This window comes from Dactylosporangium sp. NPDC049742 (assembly GCF_040674675.1).
Taxonomy (GTDB): domain Bacteria; phylum Actinomycetota; class Actinomycetes; order Mycobacteriales; family Micromonosporaceae; genus Dactylosporangium; species Dactylosporangium maewongense.
In genome coordinates this window covers 18444-34738 of record NZ_JBFANF010000082.1, presented here as the reverse complement: position 1 = coordinate 34738, position 16295 = coordinate 18444, and the positions used below count along the sequence as shown (strand labels likewise).

The window sequence follows — 16295 nt, the reverse complement described above, 5'->3', positions numbered from 1 at the left end:
GCGGTGGCCGACGAAGTCGTCACCGTGGGCCAGCTCGGCGCGCTCGGCCAGTTGCTGGGCACGGGCGGGCAGGCCAGGGTGTACGAGGCACCGCACCTGCGGCTCCCCGACGCGCCCGGCCCGCTGGTCTACAAGGAGTACAAGCCGGAGTCCAAGGCCCGGCAGGGACCGCGGCAGCTGGTCAAGTTCCGCAACGGGCTGGAGCCGGCCGGCCGCGCCAAGCTGGACGGCTTCACCGCCTGGCCGCTGCGGGTCGTGGAGAACGGCCAGCAGGTCAGCGGGGTGATCATGCCGCTGATCGACCCGTCGTTCATGCAGCTGCGCACCCTGCCCGGCACGGGCGCCAAGAAGACGTCGACGCGGGAGGTGCAGAACCTGCTGGTGCCGCCGCAGCGGGCGGCGCTGGTCGGGATGCCGGTCGTCACGGTGGAGCAGCGCCTGACGATCTGCCGCGACCTGGCCGCCGCGCTGAACTGGCTGCACGCCAAGGACCTGGTCTTCGGCGACCTCAACGCCCGCAACGAGCTGTTCCGGCTCGGCGGGCACCCGTCGGTGATGCTCGTCGACTGCGACGGCGTCCGGAAGAAGGGCACCATGGCGGAGGTCGCGCAGCTCGACGCGCCCGACTGGGACGCGCCGGAGGGGTGGCTGACCACCCAGTCCGACTGCTACAAGTTCGGCCTGTTCGTCCTGCGCGTCTTCAGCAGCGGCGACCAGCAGTCCACGACCCGCGACCCGGCGCGGGCCGACGCGGCGCTCGACGACGACGGCCGGCGGCTGCTGCGGGCCACCCTGAGCGAGGTGCCCGCCGCCCGCCCGCCCATCGAGGACTGGGGCTACTACTTCCGCTACCGGCTCACCGGCAAGCCGCCACCCGCGGCCGACCCGGCGAGGACGGTGCCCCAGCCCCGCCCGCCGGTGGTCGTACCGGGGAAGCCGCCGATCAGATCGACGACGGGATGGGTCCGGGACAAGGTGACCGGCAGATGGACGCCGCTGTAGTGGCGCCGGTGTGCACCGTCTGCGGGAGCCGGCCGGTGCTGGCATACCGGCAGTCGCTGCACGGCGAGGTCACCTGCGCCACCCACCCGGTCCTGGCCGAGTGCATGTTCTGCGCCCTGACCCACGCCGACCCGGCGCCGCGGGGCTGGCGGCCCTTCGCCGCCGGGATGATGCGCTGCCCGACGTGCCTCGCCGACGCGGTGGAGACCCAGCAGGACGCCAGGCTGCACCTGCCGTCGGTACGCCGGCAGATGACGGACATCGGGCTGGAGCTGCCGGACCGCGTGCGGGTGCGCATCGTCAGCCCGGAGGAGGCCGCGGCGACCGCCGGGCTGGTGACGACGGGGGTCCTGCTCGGGCTCACGGAACAGACGACCGGCGCAGCGGAGGGGACACGGGTGACCGGGATCAGCATCGTCGCGGGCCTGCCGCCGACCTACTTCGGCCGGGCGGTCGCCCATGAGATCGGCCACGCCTGGCTCGCGCTGCGCGGCCGGGCGCCGGTCGACGACGTGATCGAGGAGGGCCTGTGCGAGCTCTTCGCCTACGCGTGGCTGCGGCGGCACGGCACCCCTATGGCGCTGGAGCTGCGCAGCCGGCTCAGCACCAACCCCGACCCGGTCTACGGCGGCGGGTTCCGCACGGTGCACCAGGCGGTGCGGCGGCACGGCGTCGCCACCGTCCTCGACCGGTTGCTGACAACAGGAGGCTTGCGGTGAACGGCCATGACCACGCGTGTGACCCATCCCCGACCCAGCGGATCCGGGCACACGGACAGCGAGCTTCGGCCGGTCGCCCGGCCCTGGCGCACAAGCAGCGACCGGAGATCGACATGTGTGACAACGAGACCGACGGCGGCCTGCCCTGCACCGCGCAGTGCCGGCTGACCGGGCTGCTCGCCGGCGAGCTCGCCGCCGCCTGGGGCGCCGCCGTCGCGGCCGGGGCCGACCCGGCCGAGCTCTGCACGATCGTCGCCGAGCGGCTCAGCGCCGTCAACGACGACCGGGGTTGATCGCCACCCTCCGTTCTCCTGGCTTCTGCCGTCCGTGTCGCTATCGGGCGCCACCGCTTCGGTTCGACGTGCGGCGTCCGAGGGGGAACTCGGCACGGCCCCGGCTGACATCGGCCGGTGGCGGAGGCACGATGTCGCAATGGCAGGCGATCGGACGGCCCGCGCGTTCGTCGGGCGTCGCACGGAGCTCGACCGGCTCCGGCATCTCCTGCGTGACGCCGGCCGTGCCGCCGGCACCGGCACCGTCCTGATCGCCGGCGAGGCGGGCATCGGCAAGAGCCGGCTCATCAGCGAGTTCACCGCGGAGGCCGTCACCGCCGCGGGGCCGGCGGGCCGGCTGCACGTGCTGTCGGGGGCGTGCGTCAACCTCGGCGTCGGCGTGCCGTACGCGCCGCTGGTCGACGCGATCCGGCGGCTCGTGCGGGCGCACGGCGACGACTACGTGACGAGGTACGGCGGCCCGGCGTACACCGAGCTGACCAAGCTGATCGCCGGCCTGCCGGGCGGCGGACCGGCGATCGGCGCCGCCGCCGAGCCCGTGTCGCAGATGCGGGTCTTCGGCGCGGTCCTGCGCATGCTCGACCATCTCGGCGCGAACGGCCCCACCATCCTCGTCTTCGAGGACCTGCACTGGGCGGACCCGTCGACCCTCGACCTGGTGTCGTACCTGGTGCAGTACCGCACGGACGAGCGGGTGCTGTTCGTCTTCAGCTACCGGCCCGGCCGGGACATCGAGGGCAGCCGGCTGATGGCGCTGCTGGCGGAGACCACGTGGGCGCGGGTGGAGCACATCAGGCTGCCCGCCTTCACCGAGACCGAGCTCGGCGAGCTGCTCGGCGCGTCCGTCGCCGAGGAGCTCGAGCCGGCCGTCGTGCGGCAGTACCACCGGCTCACCGGCGGCAACGCGTTCTTCGCCGAGGAGCTCATCGTCGACGGCCGGCTCACCGACCCGTCCGCGGGGCAGCTGCCGCACTCGCTGGAGCACCTGCTGCAGTCGCGGCTGCACCCGCTCGGCGAGGACGCCAGGAACGTCGTCGACGCCGACGCCGTGGCCGGCCAGCCCGTCGGCTACGACCTGCTGGCGACGGTCTGCGACCTGCGTCCCCGCGTGCTCGACAACGCGCTGCGGGTCTGCGACGACCGGCAGATCCTGCAGCTGGACCCGCAGCGGCTGACGTACGACTTCCGCCACGCGCTGCTGCGCCAGGTGGTCCTCGACGACCTCGGCCCCGGGCACCTGCGCGAGCTGCACGCCCTGCTCGCCGAGGCGCTCACCGCCGACCCGTCACTCGCCGCCGAGGGCAACCCGGCCGCGACGCTGGCCCACCACTGGTTCGAGGCCCGCCGCTGGCCGCAGGCGCTGCGGGCGGCGCTCGCCGCGGCCGCGGAGGCCGAGCGCAGCCAGGCGTTCCGGGTCGCGCAGCGCCACTACGAGCGGGTGCTGGACCGGCTCTGGCAGCTGGTCCCGGACGCGCCCGCGGTCGCCGGCACGACCGAGGACCGGCTGCTCGCCTCCGCCGCCGAGGCCGCCCGCTGGGCCGGTGACCTCGACAAGGCCCTCCAGCTGCTGCGCCGCGCGATCGACGGGGTCGACGCGGGCGGGCGGCCCGTGCGCGCCGGGGAGCTGCAGGAGCGGCTCGGCCGGTACCTGTGGGAGCAGGGCGACAACGAGGCGTCGGTGGTCGCCTACCGCCGGGCCGACACCCTCCTGCCGCTGGAGCCGCCCAGCGCGGCGAAGGCCCGCGTGCTCGCCGCGCTCGCGACCGTCCAGCTGCAGTCCGGGCACTACCGGGACGGGCTGGCGGCGGCCCGCACCGCCGTCGGGCACGCCCGCAAGGCGGGGGCGCGGGCCGAGGAGGGGCGCGCCCTCAACACCGTCGGGGTGGCACTGACCCTGCTCGACGAGCCCGACCAGGGCATCCCGGACCTGCTCTCCGCCGTCGCGATCGCCAAGGAGGTCAGCCAGCTCGAGGACCTGCACCGGGCGTACGGGAACCTGACCGTCGCCCTGGAGCACGCCGGCCGGCTGGCCGAGTCGGCGGCGGTCGCGCTGGACGAGCTCGACCGCTGCGAGGCGGCCGGGCTGCAGACCAAGAGCACCCGGGTGCTGGCCAACAACGTCAGCACCACGCTGGTCATGCTCGGCCGGTGGGACGAGGCCGAGTCGCTGCTGACCGGGGCGATCCGCGATCGGCCGGTGCGGGAGACCCGGTACCCGCGGCTCACCCTCGCCGAGATCCACGTCGCCCGCGGCCGGTTCGGCCGCGCCGCCGAGCTGCTCCGGGACCTGCGGGCCGACGCCGGCACGGACCCCCGGTTCCTCAGCCCGCTCGCCTGCTGCCTCATCGACCTGGCGCTCTGGCAGCGGGAGCACGACGCCGCGGCCGAGGCCGTCGACCGCTGGATCGACCTGCTCAAGGGCACGGAGCACGTGCTGTCGCTGCTGCGGTTCCTGGCGAGCGCGCTGCGGGCGGCCGCCGACGTGCCGCGCAGCGAGGGGCGGCAGCGGCACCAGGAGGCGCTCGCCGGGCGGCTGGCGGCGCTGGAGCCGCTGCTCGACCGGGCCCGGCCGGCCGAGCCGGGGTCGGAGGTCGACGTCCTGTCGGCGCAGTGCCGGGCGGAGCTGGACCGGGCGCGGTCCGCCGCCACCGCCGGGCAGTGGGAGCGGGTCGCCGCCGGCTGGGCCCGGCTGGAGCGGCCGTACCACCGCGCCTACGCCCTGTGGCGCGCGGCCGAGGCGGCGGTGCGCACTGGCCCGAAGGAGACGGTGACCCACTGCGCCGGCGACGCGTACGGGCTGGCCCGCGAGCTGTCGGCGAAACCGCTGCTGCGGGCGGTCGAGGAGCTGGCCGGCGCGGCCGGCGTCGAGCTGGAGCCGGTGCGGCCGGCCGAGACGTCCGACGTCCCGCCGCAGGCGGCCATTCCGCAGCAGCGGCGACCGGCGGTCCCCTGGGGGCTGACCGGCCGGGAGATGGAGGTGCTCGAACTGCTGACCGCCGGCGACACCAACCGGAAGATCGCCAGGAGGCTGGGTATCGCCGAGCGGACCGTGGCGGTCCATGTCGGCAGCATCCTTCGGAAAGCGGATGTCGAGAACCGGCAGATGGCCGCGATGGCGGCACAACGGCTGCAGTTGTTCGCCGATTCGTAGGAGTCGGTGTCGCCCGATACCGGAAGCGCTTGCCCACAAGGGCGGTCCTGCGCAATACGTGAACCAACGTAGTCGTCGGCTAGTGACTGCCGCACCGCGCAGCCAATAACGTCCGGGGTGGATTTCTTCACCCACCTTGCTGAGGGGGCGTTGTGGCGCGGAAGGCATTGCTGATCGGCGCGCAGACCAACGGGCTCGCCGGAGTTGAAAACGACGTCGACGCGATCGCCGACGCGCTCTCGCGGCGAGAATTCACCATTCAACGGTGCACCGGGGAAGCGGCCTCGCGGGCCGGGATTCTCGACGCCTACGAGCAGCTGATCGCCCAGACCGGCGCCGGCGACTCGGTCTTCGTCTACTACAGCGGGCACGGCGGGCGGCTGCTCGCCCCGCCGGACGAGCGGCACCCGTCGCGGCAGGGCCGGCCCTCGGTGCAGTTCATCGTGCCGAACGACCTGGAGAAGTCGACCGAGGGCGACTTCCGGGGCATCACGGCGGCCACCCTGTCGAGCCTGCTCGCGCTGCTCACCGGGAAGACGGACAACGTCGCGGTCATGATCGACGCGTGCCACTCCGCGCTGGTGTCGCGCGACGACTTCAGGGTCAAGGCCCTGCACTACCCGTACGAGTGGGCCGAGGAGCACGTCGCCGAGGAGCTCGACAGGTTCAAGCGCCTCGGCGGGCTCCCCAGGGACATCCTGGGCAGCGACCTCGCGGTGCGGCTGGTCGCCTGCGCGCCGGAGGAGGCCGCGTACGAGTACACGAACGCCCACGGCGTGCGGACGGGCATGTTCACCGACGCGTTCGTCCGGGCGCTGCGCGACGCCGGTGACCTGCCGGTGACCTGGTCGTCGCTGATGGACCGGGTGCGCCGGGAGGTCCTCGCGCTCGCCCCGGCGCAGCGGCCCGAGGCCGAGGGGGTCGCCGCCGACCGGGTGATCTTCTCCACCCGGGTCCCGGACGCGGCCGGCGCGCTGCGGGTCGTGCCGGGCGCCAACCCGGAGCGGATCTCGCTGCAGGTCGCGCCGCTGCTCGGGATCCGGCTCGGCGACGAGTTCGCGGTCATGCCGGCCGGGGCGGTGGAGGCCGACCCGGCCCACGCGGTCGGGACGGCGGTCGTCGACCGGGTCGGCTCCCTGGAGGTGCACGCCCACCTGACCTTCGCCGGCACGTGGACCGCCGTGCCACCCGGCGCCCGGGCGTTCCAGACCCGCTCGTCCGAGCCGAGCCTGCCGGTCGGGATCCCCGACGACCCGCGGGCCGATGAGCTCCGCCTGGCCGTCGGCACGACGCCCCTGCTGCGACCGGCGGAGCCGGGCGAGGCCACCGTCGCGGACGTCGTCCTCGACGGCGAAGGCGGCATGGCGCTGCGCGACCGGGTCGGCCCGCTGCACCCGCCCCGCCCGGCCGGCGGCGCGCAGGCCGGCCTGGTCAAGATCGACCTGGTGCGGCTCGCCCGCGCGGCCCGGCTGCGCGAGCTGCACGACGACCCCAGGTTCGCCCTGGACGCGCAAATCAGCCTGGAGTGGGGCCGCGTCGTGGACGGCGCCGAGCAGCCGCTGCGCCACACCGGGGAGGTGTTGTACCGCGACGAGCGGGTCTTCGTCCGGATCGGCAACAGCGGCGAGCGGACGGTCTACGTCGCGCTCGTCGACATCGGCGTCGGCGGCGCGATCACCCTGCAGACCAGGTTCAGCCCGTCGGGCATCCGCCTCGACCCGGGGCAGTTCTACCTCTTCGGCCTCGACGACATGACGGGGCGGCTGGAGGGGGTACAGCTGAGCTGGTCCGACGGGCTGGACCCGAGCGCGGTGCGCCCGGAGAGCCTCGTCGTCGTGGCGTCGGACCGCCCGCAGGACCTGTCCGTGCTGGAGCAGGGCGCCGCGTACACCAACCGGAAGGGCCACTGGCCGTCGCCGCTCGAACAGCTTGTCCGTCAGATCGCTGTAGGGGGCACGCGCGACATGGTGATGTCGTCCGGCCCGCAGATCCAGTACACCGTCCGCTTCATCGATTTCGACCTGAGCCCGGTGCCCGCACCGGTGGCCGAGGAGGTCACCTTTGCGATCGACGACCGTCCGGACCCGGCGGCGCGACTGCTCACGCCGTCGTTCACCGCGCGCGGCGCGGCGCCCGAACGGGTGGCCGTCCGCCTCGGCGAGCTGGTCGTGCACCGCAACCGGGCCCTGTTCGGCGCCGACGTCCGGGTCGACGCCGTGGTCCTGACCGGCGGATCGCACCCGGGCACGCCGGTCTACACCGCGCAGACCCAGCGCTTCGCCAACGTCCGCGACGGCGACCGGCTGCCGCTGGACAAGCTGCTGGTCTACCACGGGCCGGCGACCGACTTCCTCGACATCGCGGTCTTCGTGTCCCGCGACTCGGCCGGAAGTCTCGAGCTCAGCGACATGATGCGCGCCGAGCTCGGCGACCCCGAGGTGCAGGGCGCGGCGACGACCCTGGCCGGCCTCGCCCTGGCCGCGCCGCAGGCGGCCCTGGCGGTCGCCGCGATCGGTGCCGGGGCCGTCGTCGTCAACGTCGCCTACAAGCTGCTGCGCCGGGCCGTCGGCGACAGCATCGGGCTCTACCGGACCTCCCTGCTGGCCCACGAAGGGTTCGGCGCGGGGCGGCACCCGGCCGACGGGACCCTGCGCCGCGCGCAGGACTTCTCGTTCTCGTTCACCGTCGAGGCAGTCGCCTGACCTGCCCGGCGTCCATCGCAACGCACCACCTTCTGAGAGGAAGACCGTCATGGGCACCAAGCGGATCGTCATCGGCCAGCACGAGTACGGCATCCACGCCGACCAGTTCACCTCCGTCGTCCAGAACGTCCAGTCCGCGATGGAGAGCGCCACCACCGCCCGGCTGGCCCTGCTGGACAAGGAGGAGCGGCCGGTCACCGTGTACCTCAACGGCCGCGTCGCCGAGGTCGTCGTCGTGGACGGCGACGAGCTGGACCGCGACACCAGGCCGAGCGAGATCTCCTGAGGCTCCCGGAGCCGCTGCGCTCCTGAGGCCCGGACGCCGGGTGCGGCGTCCGGGCCCTGCCTGCGTGACGGCTCAGGCACCGGGTTTCAGCAGGCCCAGCCGCTGCGCCCGCAGGACGGTGGTCAGCCGGTCGGAGGTGCCCAGCTTGCGGTACACCTTCTCCTGGTGCTTGGCCACGGTCCGCTGCGACAGGCACAGCCGCTGGGCGATGCCCCTGGTGCTCAGGCCGCTGCCCAGCATCGTGAGGACCTCCCGCTCGCGGCGGGTCAGCCGGGTCTCGTCGGCGGCGTCGCCGGGGTCGGTGCGGTCGCCCAGCGCCTGGGTGACGGCCGCGAACGGCTCGGCGCCGGTGGCGGTGAGGGTCCGCAGGGCGGCCAGCTGGTCGGGCTTCATGGTGAACGCCCTGGCCTCGATCAGGCCGGTCGTCCGGCTCGCCTGCGACAGGTCCGGGGCCCAGCGCCACCGCCCCGACTGCCACACCAGGGTGCCGTCGGCCAGGGCGGTCGTCACCAGGGCCCGCAGCAGCTGGGGGTCGCCGCCGGACGCGGTGTGCAGCAGCCGCCGGGTGGTGGGCGCGACGGGGCCGTTCAGCACGTGGTGCACGAGCCGGGCCAGCACCGCGTGCAGAGGCTCCGGCTCCGGTTCGAAGGTCGGTCGAAGGGTCGTCATCTGCGTGCTCCTCGTCGCTCGAGAGGTACGCAAGAAGCCTCTCGACCTGCGGAGACGATCGATATCGGCAACGTTGACTAGGCGCCGGAACGCGATGACTAGTCCATCGGGGGAGAGGGGGACGGGACGTGGTCACCGCCGGTCCACACCAGCCCGTAGCCGTGCCTGGGCACCAGGTCGTCGAAGACCAGCCGCAGCCCGCGGCGCCCGTCCTGCCCGCTCTGCCCGTCCTGTTCCGCGTGTACGGCGGCGCCGGCGGTCTCCAGGGCCGGGGGCTCCTCGCCGGCGCTGCCCGGGGGTGCCGCCTCCAGCCGGTGGATGCGCAGGTGGGTGCCGGGCGACAGGCGCACCTCGACCTCGAACCGCGCACAGGGCACCAGCGGCACCACCGTGTAGTGCGAGCCGGTCCTGCCCTGCGACAGCCACGACTCGTGCGTGGCGGGCAGCCTCGCCGGACGGCGGCTCGCGGGCGCGGTGACGTCGACGGTCTCGCACGCCTCGTGCAGCTGGAGCGTGCCGTCGCCCAGGTGCAGCACGGCGCGCAGCGAGCGCAGCTGCCGGTCGGCCGTCCCCCGGTGCTCCTGCCGGTTCAGGGCGGCCCGGACGACCAGGCGCAGCGCGTGGTCCATCCGCCGGCGTACCGTCCGCGGCGCGCACGACTGCTCCCGGGCCAGCCACTCGACCCGCTGGGTGAGGTGCCGGTGCTGGACGTCGCGCTCCAGCGCGAACGCCACCGCGGTCGTGCGGGCCAGCTCCGCCGGGAGGTCCACGACGTGCGAGCCCAGCCAGGTGAGCAGCCGGTCGCGGATGTCGCGGTCGCTGTCGGTCGGCTCGACACCGCACAGCGCGGCCAGCCGCTCGCCGACCCGGCCCCGCAGGTCGTGGCTGTCCAGCCCCCACCCCCGGCGGACTCGCACCAGCTCGCGCACGAGATCGTCCTCTGCGGACACCGGTCCCCCTCTCGAACTGCTCCCGCGAAGATTCGACGGGCGCCAGCGTAAGCCCCCATTCCGCCGCTCAGACCACGTCACTCTTCAATGTCCGCACTATTGCGCAGAACTTGGCCAGTCTTTGTCCAATGAAAGGGTCGGGATATCGGGTGCCGGGACCCGACCGATCGACGGACGGCAGAAAGCCGAAGGAACGTCATTGGATGCGGGTAGTGGGATCTTTTGCGTAATGGTCTTTTCCGGTGCGGGGGCGCTCGGGCACTGTTGCAGCATTAGCAGGCGAAAGGATTCTGAGGTGCCCGAATCGACGGAAACGGTGCGCGATCTCGCCCGCGTCGGCGAGCTGGCGCACCGGGCGAGCGACACCATCGGCAGCAACGACTACACCGCCCTCACGGCCGGCGCCTACGACGTCGTCTGGCCGCTCGTCTTCGAACAGCACACCCGGCGCTTCGAGCTGCAGCGCGGACATCCGACGTGTGCCGCGTCGATCGCCGGGCTGCGCCCCGACTGCCTCGATCGTTTCCAGGACGACGTCGAGGCGGTCATGGAGGACCTCCTCCGCAACGCGAAGGTGCCGATCCACAACCTCGAGGGCTGGATCGTCCGCCGGCTCACCCCCGCGACCGTCGACGGCCATCGCCGCCGCAGGGGCGCCGTCGGGGCGCTCCAGCGCCCGAGGATGCCCGCCTGGCTCGCCGCGGCGCTGCACCACGACCCGTGGCACTCGGCGCTGGCCATCGAGATCCTCGTCTGGGTCGGCGTCTCGGCCACGGCCGGCACCGGCCTCTGGCCGCTGAGCGCGTGGGCCGAGCTGCGCTCGAAGGTCACGGGGGAGCCGCTCGGCAGCGAGCGGGCGGTCGCGGCGGACGTGGAGACCGTCCTCGCGGCGATGCGGCAGAGCACGACGTGGTACGCGAACTTCGTCGAGCGCCCGCTCGGCAGAAAGCAGGCACCTGTGACGCCATCGCCCCGCTCGGACCCCGACTCGGCCGCCCTGTTCGAGCAGCCGCACCTGGCCCTCAGCGAGCGCCACGACAACGACGAAACCCGGCTCGCCGAGCTGGCGGCGGCCGCGGTCCAGGCGATCGACCGCCGGATCAGGGCCGGCCAGGACCCGGTCGAGGCGGTCGGCATCGTCCTGGACCTGACCTTCCGCTCCGGCAGCGGCGTCGAGGACCTGGACCTGGTCCCCGGCACCGGCGCGGACCCCGGCGAGCGGATCACGCTCCTGCTCGCCGACGAGACGGCGATGGCCCGCATCACCAGGGCGGTCCTGGACATCCTCGGCATCGACCTCCAGGCGTGACCCGTACCACCCGCGGCGGTGCGGCCGGACCCCGGCCGCACCGCAGCCGGAACACGCCCTCCACCCGCGGCTGACCGGCCATCGGGCGGTGTGCGGTGAAGGCGGCGCGGCCGGTTCGTCGCGTGGTGGAGATGGCGGCCCGACCCAGCTGCCGGGACTCATGGAGGAGGACGGCATGCACGACCCGCTGGACGCCGGGTTCGCCCTCGCGCGCGGCGCTGTGCCGGCGGGGCTGCGCCGCTGTGCCTGGGACGTGGTCCTGCAGCGCGACGCGGCCGCCGCCCGGGCCGCCGCCCGCGCCGCCGCCGGCAGTGTGCTGGAGATCGCCCGGCGCTGTCTCGCGGGTGACGACCTCGCCGGGGCCGTGCGGGCGCTCGACGTCGGGCGGGGGCTCGCGCTCTTCGCCGCCACCGAGTTCGCCGACGTCGCCGCCCGGCTCGACCGGGCCGGGCGGCCGGGACTCGCCACCCGCTGGCGGATGGTCACCGGCGGCGCCGGGGACATCCCCGCCGACCTGCGCACCGCCGCTCTGGCCGCGCTGTCCGAGGACGAGGACGGCGGCGACCCGGCGCTCGCCGGCCTGCTCGACCCGCCGGGACTGCCCGACATCCGCGCCGCCCTCGCGGCCCTGGACACCGACGCGCTCGTCTACCTCGTGCCCGGCACCGACCAGACACCCGGCGTCGGCCGGATGCACGGCTGGGCGGTCATGGTGCCGGCCGTCGGTCCGCCGGGCCTGATGGCGCTGCCGGACCTGGTCCCCGACGTCGGCGTCGAACGTCTGCTCGCCGCGGTCTCCGCGCCGGGCCTGGACGGCGCTGCGCCGGGCGGTGAGGCGCCGGACGGTGAGGCCGTCGCGGGGAGCCTCGACGCGCTGTGCGACTGGGCCTGGGGGGCCGCCGTCGGACCGCTCGTGGAGCGGTTCCTGCCGACCCTGCCGCCGGCGGCCGGTGGGCGGCCGCCGCGGGTGGTGCTCGTGTCGGTGAGCGACCTCGCCCGGGTGCCGTGGCAGGCGGCGCGGCGCGGCGACGGGACCCGTGCCGTGCGGCTCGTGGCGTTCTCGCAGACCGTCTCGGCGCGGATGCTGTGCCGGTCGGCGGCGGCGTCTCCGGTGCCGCTCCTGCCCGTCGGCCTCGTCGTCGCCGACCCGCGGACCGGGGAGGGGACCACCGACCTGGTCGCGGCGCGGACCGGGGCCGAGGCCGTCCACCGTTCGTTCTACCCCGGCGCCCGCTACGTCGGCCGCCGCCCCGACGGCACGACCAGCACGTCGGGTGCCGGCACCGCCGCCGAGGTGCGCGACTGGCTGACCACCGGCCGGCCCGGCGCCGGGGCGATGCTGCACCTCGCCTGCCACGGGGTCAGCCAGCCGGCGGCCGGCGACACCGCCTCACACCTGTTGCTCGCCGGGCCGGACGGGCGGCTCACCGCCGAGGAGCTCGTCGCGCTGCTGGCGAAGGTGCCGGACCGGGCCATCGGCCTCGTCGTCCTGGCCGCCTGCCGCACGGGCGTCGCCGGGCGCGGCCACGACGCGGCGTTCGGCCTCGGCGCCGCGTTCCTCGCCGCCGGGGTCCGCACCGTGCTGTCCACCCAGTGGAGCGCCCCCGACCAGGACACCTCCGTCCTCGTGTACATGTTCCACCACCACCTCATGGCCGAGCGCCGCCCGGCGTGGGACGCGCTGCGCCGCGCGCAGCTGTGGATGCTCGACCCCCGGCGCGAGGTCCCGCCGGCGATGCCGGAGGAACTGGCCCGCCAGCTGGCCGGCACGGACCCGGCGCGGGTCGTGGCCTGGGCCGGATTCATCCACAGCGGACACTGACGGGGGCGGCGGCGCGATGGACACCCCGACGGACCCCACGACCCTGCGCGCCCGGCTCGCCGCCCCGGCAGCCGCGCCGCTCGACCTCGACGCGCTGCGGTTCGTCCTGCTGGACACGGTGTCGGCCCTCGCCACGGAGGCGGCAAGCACCGAAGCCCAGGCCCGAGGTCAAGCCCCGGACCATGCCCTGGACCATGCCCCGGACCATGCCCTGGACCAGGCCCTGGACCGGGCCCAGGACCGGGCCGCGGACGGGCCGGGCGCGCTGCACGTGCTGGCCGCCGTGCTGGTCAGGGCGGCCGCGGAGCCTCCCGCGGCCGGGGCCGTCGACGAGCTCGTGGGCCTGGCGACCACCATCGTCTACGGCGCCGGGGACACGGACCCCGCCACGGCGGGCGTCGACCGGCTCGTCCTCGCCGTGGCCCACCTGCTGCGCGCCCGGCTGCAGCCAGGCGCCGGCGACGCCGACCGGGTGACCGCGGCCGGGCACCTGCTGGCCGCGGCCGAGCTGCTGCCCGCCGGTCACCCCGCGGCCGCCACCGTCGTCTCGGCGGCGCCCGCGTTCGTGGGGGCGGCCGGCCCGTACGCCGCCCGGCTCGCCGCCGCCCTCGCCCCCGCCCGCACCGCCGGGGCGCTCCGGGCGGACGCACCGCCCTGACCCACGGCCGCGGCGCCCCGTCAATCGCCGCTACGGTCTGCCCACCGGGCCGGTGGCTGTTAACCTCGGTGTGCCATGGAACTGTCACCGCAGCAGCGCGACCAGCTTGCCCAGCTCCTGCGGGCCGAGCTCGGCACGCTGCGGGACGACGCCGTGGCGTCGGGCGCGGACGCCGAAGCGGTGGCCGGGACCCTGGAGTCCCGCCGTCGCGCCCTGGAGGCCGACGCCCCCGACGGCGCGCCCCGGGACGACGCTCAGGGCGACCCCCAGCCGTAACCGGCACGCCGCCGTCCCGTCGCGGCCCGGGTGGTCCGCGCCGCCCGTACCTGCGAGAAAACCCCTCCATCGAGGTGCCCTCCATCCGTCCTGACTGACGGACATGCGACCGCGACCGGTCGCGGAGACGTGCTGCCGGAAGCGCTGTCCGTCAGGGATGCGGCGAAACGGGGTTCGACCGCAGAGAGGACGGCAAACCGTGACGCGAGGCGTATCTGCACGGGTGGCACTTGTCGCCCTGGCCGCCTGTGCCGGTGTATTCGCAGGCGCGGGGCCGGCGGCCGCGGAAGAGGGCGAGGTCAAGCCCATCGACCTCGTCGTGGCGGTGGACGAGTCGGGCAGTCTCCGCCAGGAGGATGTCCTTCAGGAGAAGGCGGCCGCGGCCACGATCGCGCTCGGCGAGCTGTCGGCGCAGTCGCGGGTGGTCGTCTTCGGCTTCGCCAGCAAGGGTTCGAAGCCCGCTGTCGAGTCGCAGCGGTGCGAGCTGCAGCCAGGGGCCGGTGCCGCCGACCGCGAGAACATGAGCCGGTGCATCCAGCAGAACATCAACCGCCGCGCGAGCGACGGCGACGGCGACGACACCGACTTCGTCGCCGCGCTCAACCAGGGCATCTCCGATCTCGGCACCGGCGACCGGCCGAAGCTGCTGTTCCTGCTCACCGATGGCAAGCTGGACGTGAGAGGCGACACCTCCTACGGCCCGAACGAGACCGCCCAGCAGCAGCACGCCGACGACCTGCTGCGGCGGCAGGTCCTGCCGAAGGCCAAGGAGCGCGGCATCCAGGTGTGGCCGCTCGGCTTCGGCGGCGACATCGACCAGGCCATGCTGGAGTTCTTCGCCGCCAACGGCGGCCGGGCGCACTGCGACGGCCGGGAGGTCACGCCGACGTTCACGCCGGTCCAGGACTCCGGCGGCGCGCGGCTGCTCAAGGCGATGCAGGAGGCGTTCGCCGCCGCACGGTGCGGCGGTAGCTCGTTCGCCGAGCCGACGACGCTGGACGGCGGCGGCGAGGTCACCCTGAAGGTGCGGATTCCCGCCATCGCGACCGACGGCACCATCACGGTCTACAAGGCCGACCCCGCCGTGTCGGTGACCTTCACCGACCCGGACGGGAAGAAGGCGCCGAGCAGCGGTGAGGTCGACGGCTCGACCTTCGAGCTGGCCGGCAACAGCGGCACCGTCGAGGCGCTGCGGATCCGCAACCCGAAGCCGGGCGACTGGACCGTCAAGCTCGTCGCGCCCGGCGGCATGTCCAAGCAGCTGGTCACCGCGAGCGCGCTGTGGCAGGGCGTGCTGCGCTCGGTGTTCATCCTCGACCCGCCGAGCCCGGCGCCCGGGCAGACCTTCACCGTGTTCATGCGCCCGCACACCCGCTCGCTGGAGATCACCGACCCGAAACTCCTGCAAGGGCTGACGTTCTCGGCGCGGCTGACCGGCGCCGGCGTCGACACGAGCGTGGCGCTGCTCGACGACGGCAAGGACGCGGACGAGAAGGCCGGCGACGCGATCTACAGCGCCTCGTTCCAGCTTCCGGCGAACGCCTCCGGGCAGTACACCGTCCGCGGCGTGGCCAGCGGCACGGGCGTCGCCGCCGACGAGCACTCCGAGACCTTCGAGCCCGGCCGGCAGTCGGACGTCAACGCGCAGATCGCCTTCGACCGGGCGCCCGTGGAGGCGGGGTCCACCCGGTCCGGGGTCGTCCGGGTGACCAACCGCGGCACCACCCCGAAGGAGGTCCGCCTGCTCGTCAAGGACCTCAGCCACAGCGGATCGGTGTCGGTGTCCCCGGCGACGGCAGCGGCCGCACCCGGCCAGAGTGAGTTCAAGTTCAGCCTGGCGTTCGCCTCGGACGCCGTCGGCCCGTCCGGCGGCGTGCTGCAGCTCGTGGACGCCGCGAGCGGGGACGTGGTGACGAACACCCCGCTCGGCGTGACGGTCACCCCGCCCCCGACCATCTGGGAGAAGTACTTCTGGTTGTTCGTGGCCGCGGCGGTACTGCTCGCCGGTGCCGCGGTCGCCGCGGCCCTGGCGCTCGTCTCCCGGGCTCGCGGGCAGGACGTCAGGGGGCTGCGGTTCACCCTGTACCACGCCGGTCAGCAGCAGGGCCGGCCGATCGAGCCCGAGCCGGACGCCCGCGCGAACCGGTTCGACTTCGACATCCACATCCCCAGGGACATGTACGACACGGCGAACCTGCTCTCCGTCGACCAGGGCGGCGGCCCCTACACGGCACGCCGCGCCGGAGCGGGCGGGCGGGGCGGCGTGGTGCTGACGTGGCCCGGCGCGGGCAAGCCGCTCGAGATCGTCACCAACGGCTCGGCGGCCGACCTGCCGCACCTGCCCGGTTACGCCATCTCGGCGCAGGACGCCGGTCGAGACCCGATGCAGCCGACAGCCGGCGACCCGTACATCCAGACGACCTCCGCCGTCAGCGGCGACCCGAACCTGTAGGGGACC

The 16295-nt window shown here is 74.5% G+C and carries 13 protein-coding genes; 11 read left to right on the top strand and 2 right to left on the bottom strand.

Features of this window, described 5'->3' with window-relative positions; genetic code table 11:
- Positions 1-3 precede the first annotated feature (3 nt).
- The 6 genes from AB0J72_RS52155 (at position 4) to AB0J72_RS52130 (ending at position 8153) form a co-directional block, all read left to right on the top strand.
- On the top strand, positions 4-1002 hold the full coding sequence (locus tag AB0J72_RS52155; protein WP_363414459.1) for a protein kinase: 999 nt from the start codon (positions 4-6) through the stop codon (positions 1000-1002).
- A complete protein-coding gene (locus AB0J72_RS52150; RefSeq protein WP_363414456.1) occupies positions 987-1721 on the top strand; it encodes a protein DA1 in 735 nt (244 codons plus the stop codon). The genes AB0J72_RS52155 and AB0J72_RS52150 overlap by 16 nt, the downstream gene beginning before the upstream one ends.
- Positions 1722-1834: 113 nt before the next feature.
- Positions 1835-2014, top strand: coding sequence for a hypothetical protein (locus AB0J72_RS52145; RefSeq protein WP_363414453.1), 180 nt, complete (start codon positions 1835-1837; stop codon positions 2012-2014).
- A gap of 139 nt (positions 2015-2153) precedes the next feature.
- Positions 2154-5165 (top strand): AAA family ATPase, encoded by a 3012-nt coding sequence (locus AB0J72_RS52140; RefSeq protein ID WP_363414450.1) that lies wholly within the window; start codon positions 2154-2156, stop codon positions 5163-5165.
- A 152-nt stretch (positions 5166-5317) separates the two neighbouring features.
- The gene (locus AB0J72_RS52135) at positions 5318-7867 is read left to right on the top strand and encodes a caspase family protein (RefSeq protein ID WP_363414447.1); all 2550 of its coding nucleotides are present in this window, start codon (positions 5318-5320) and stop codon (positions 7865-7867) included.
- Positions 7868-7916: 49 nt separating this feature from the next.
- Positions 7917-8153 (top strand): hypothetical protein, encoded by a 237-nt coding sequence (locus tag AB0J72_RS52130; protein ID WP_344511402.1) that lies wholly within the window; start codon positions 7917-7919, stop codon positions 8151-8153.
- A 72-nt stretch (positions 8154-8225) separates the two neighbouring features.
- Here the strand turns inward: AB0J72_RS52130 and AB0J72_RS52125 are convergent, their stop codons facing one another.
- The gene (locus tag AB0J72_RS52125; RefSeq protein ID WP_363414443.1) at positions 8226-8822 is read right to left on the bottom strand and encodes a LuxR C-terminal-related transcriptional regulator; all 597 of its coding nucleotides are present in this window, start codon (positions 8820-8822) and stop codon (positions 8226-8228) included.
- Between the two features lie 98 nt (positions 8823-8920).
- Complete coding sequence (locus tag AB0J72_RS52120) at positions 8921-9772, bottom strand: hypothetical protein (protein ID WP_363414440.1); 852 nt, start codon at positions 9770-9772, stop codon at positions 8921-8923.
- Between the two features lie 295 nt (positions 9773-10067).
- On the opposite strand from AB0J72_RS52120, the gene AB0J72_RS52115 reads away from it, so the two are divergent.
- The 5 genes from AB0J72_RS52115 (at position 10068) to AB0J72_RS52095 (ending at position 16289) form a co-directional block, all read left to right on the top strand.
- The gene (locus AB0J72_RS52115; protein WP_363414438.1) at positions 10068-11081 is read left to right on the top strand and encodes a hypothetical protein; all 1014 of its coding nucleotides are present in this window, start codon (positions 10068-10070) and stop codon (positions 11079-11081) included.
- A 175-nt stretch (positions 11082-11256) separates the two neighbouring features.
- The gene (locus AB0J72_RS52110; protein WP_363414435.1) at positions 11257-12903 is read left to right on the top strand and encodes a CHAT domain-containing protein; all 1647 of its coding nucleotides are present in this window, start codon (positions 11257-11259) and stop codon (positions 12901-12903) included.
- Positions 12904-12919: 16 nt separating this feature from the next.
- A complete protein-coding gene (locus AB0J72_RS52105; protein ID WP_363414432.1) occupies positions 12920-13561 on the top strand; it encodes a hypothetical protein in 642 nt (213 codons plus the stop codon).
- 75 nt (positions 13562-13636) lie between these two features.
- Entirely contained in the window at positions 13637-13837 is a 201-nt protein-coding gene (locus tag AB0J72_RS52100) for a hypothetical protein (RefSeq protein WP_363414429.1), read from the top strand.
- 223 nt (positions 13838-14060) lie between these two features.
- Positions 14061-16289: a vWA domain-containing protein gene (locus AB0J72_RS52095; protein WP_363414426.1), complete on the top strand. Its 2229-nt coding sequence runs from the start codon at positions 14061-14063 to the stop codon at positions 16287-16289.
- The last annotated feature ends 6 nt before the right edge of the window (positions 16290-16295 follow it).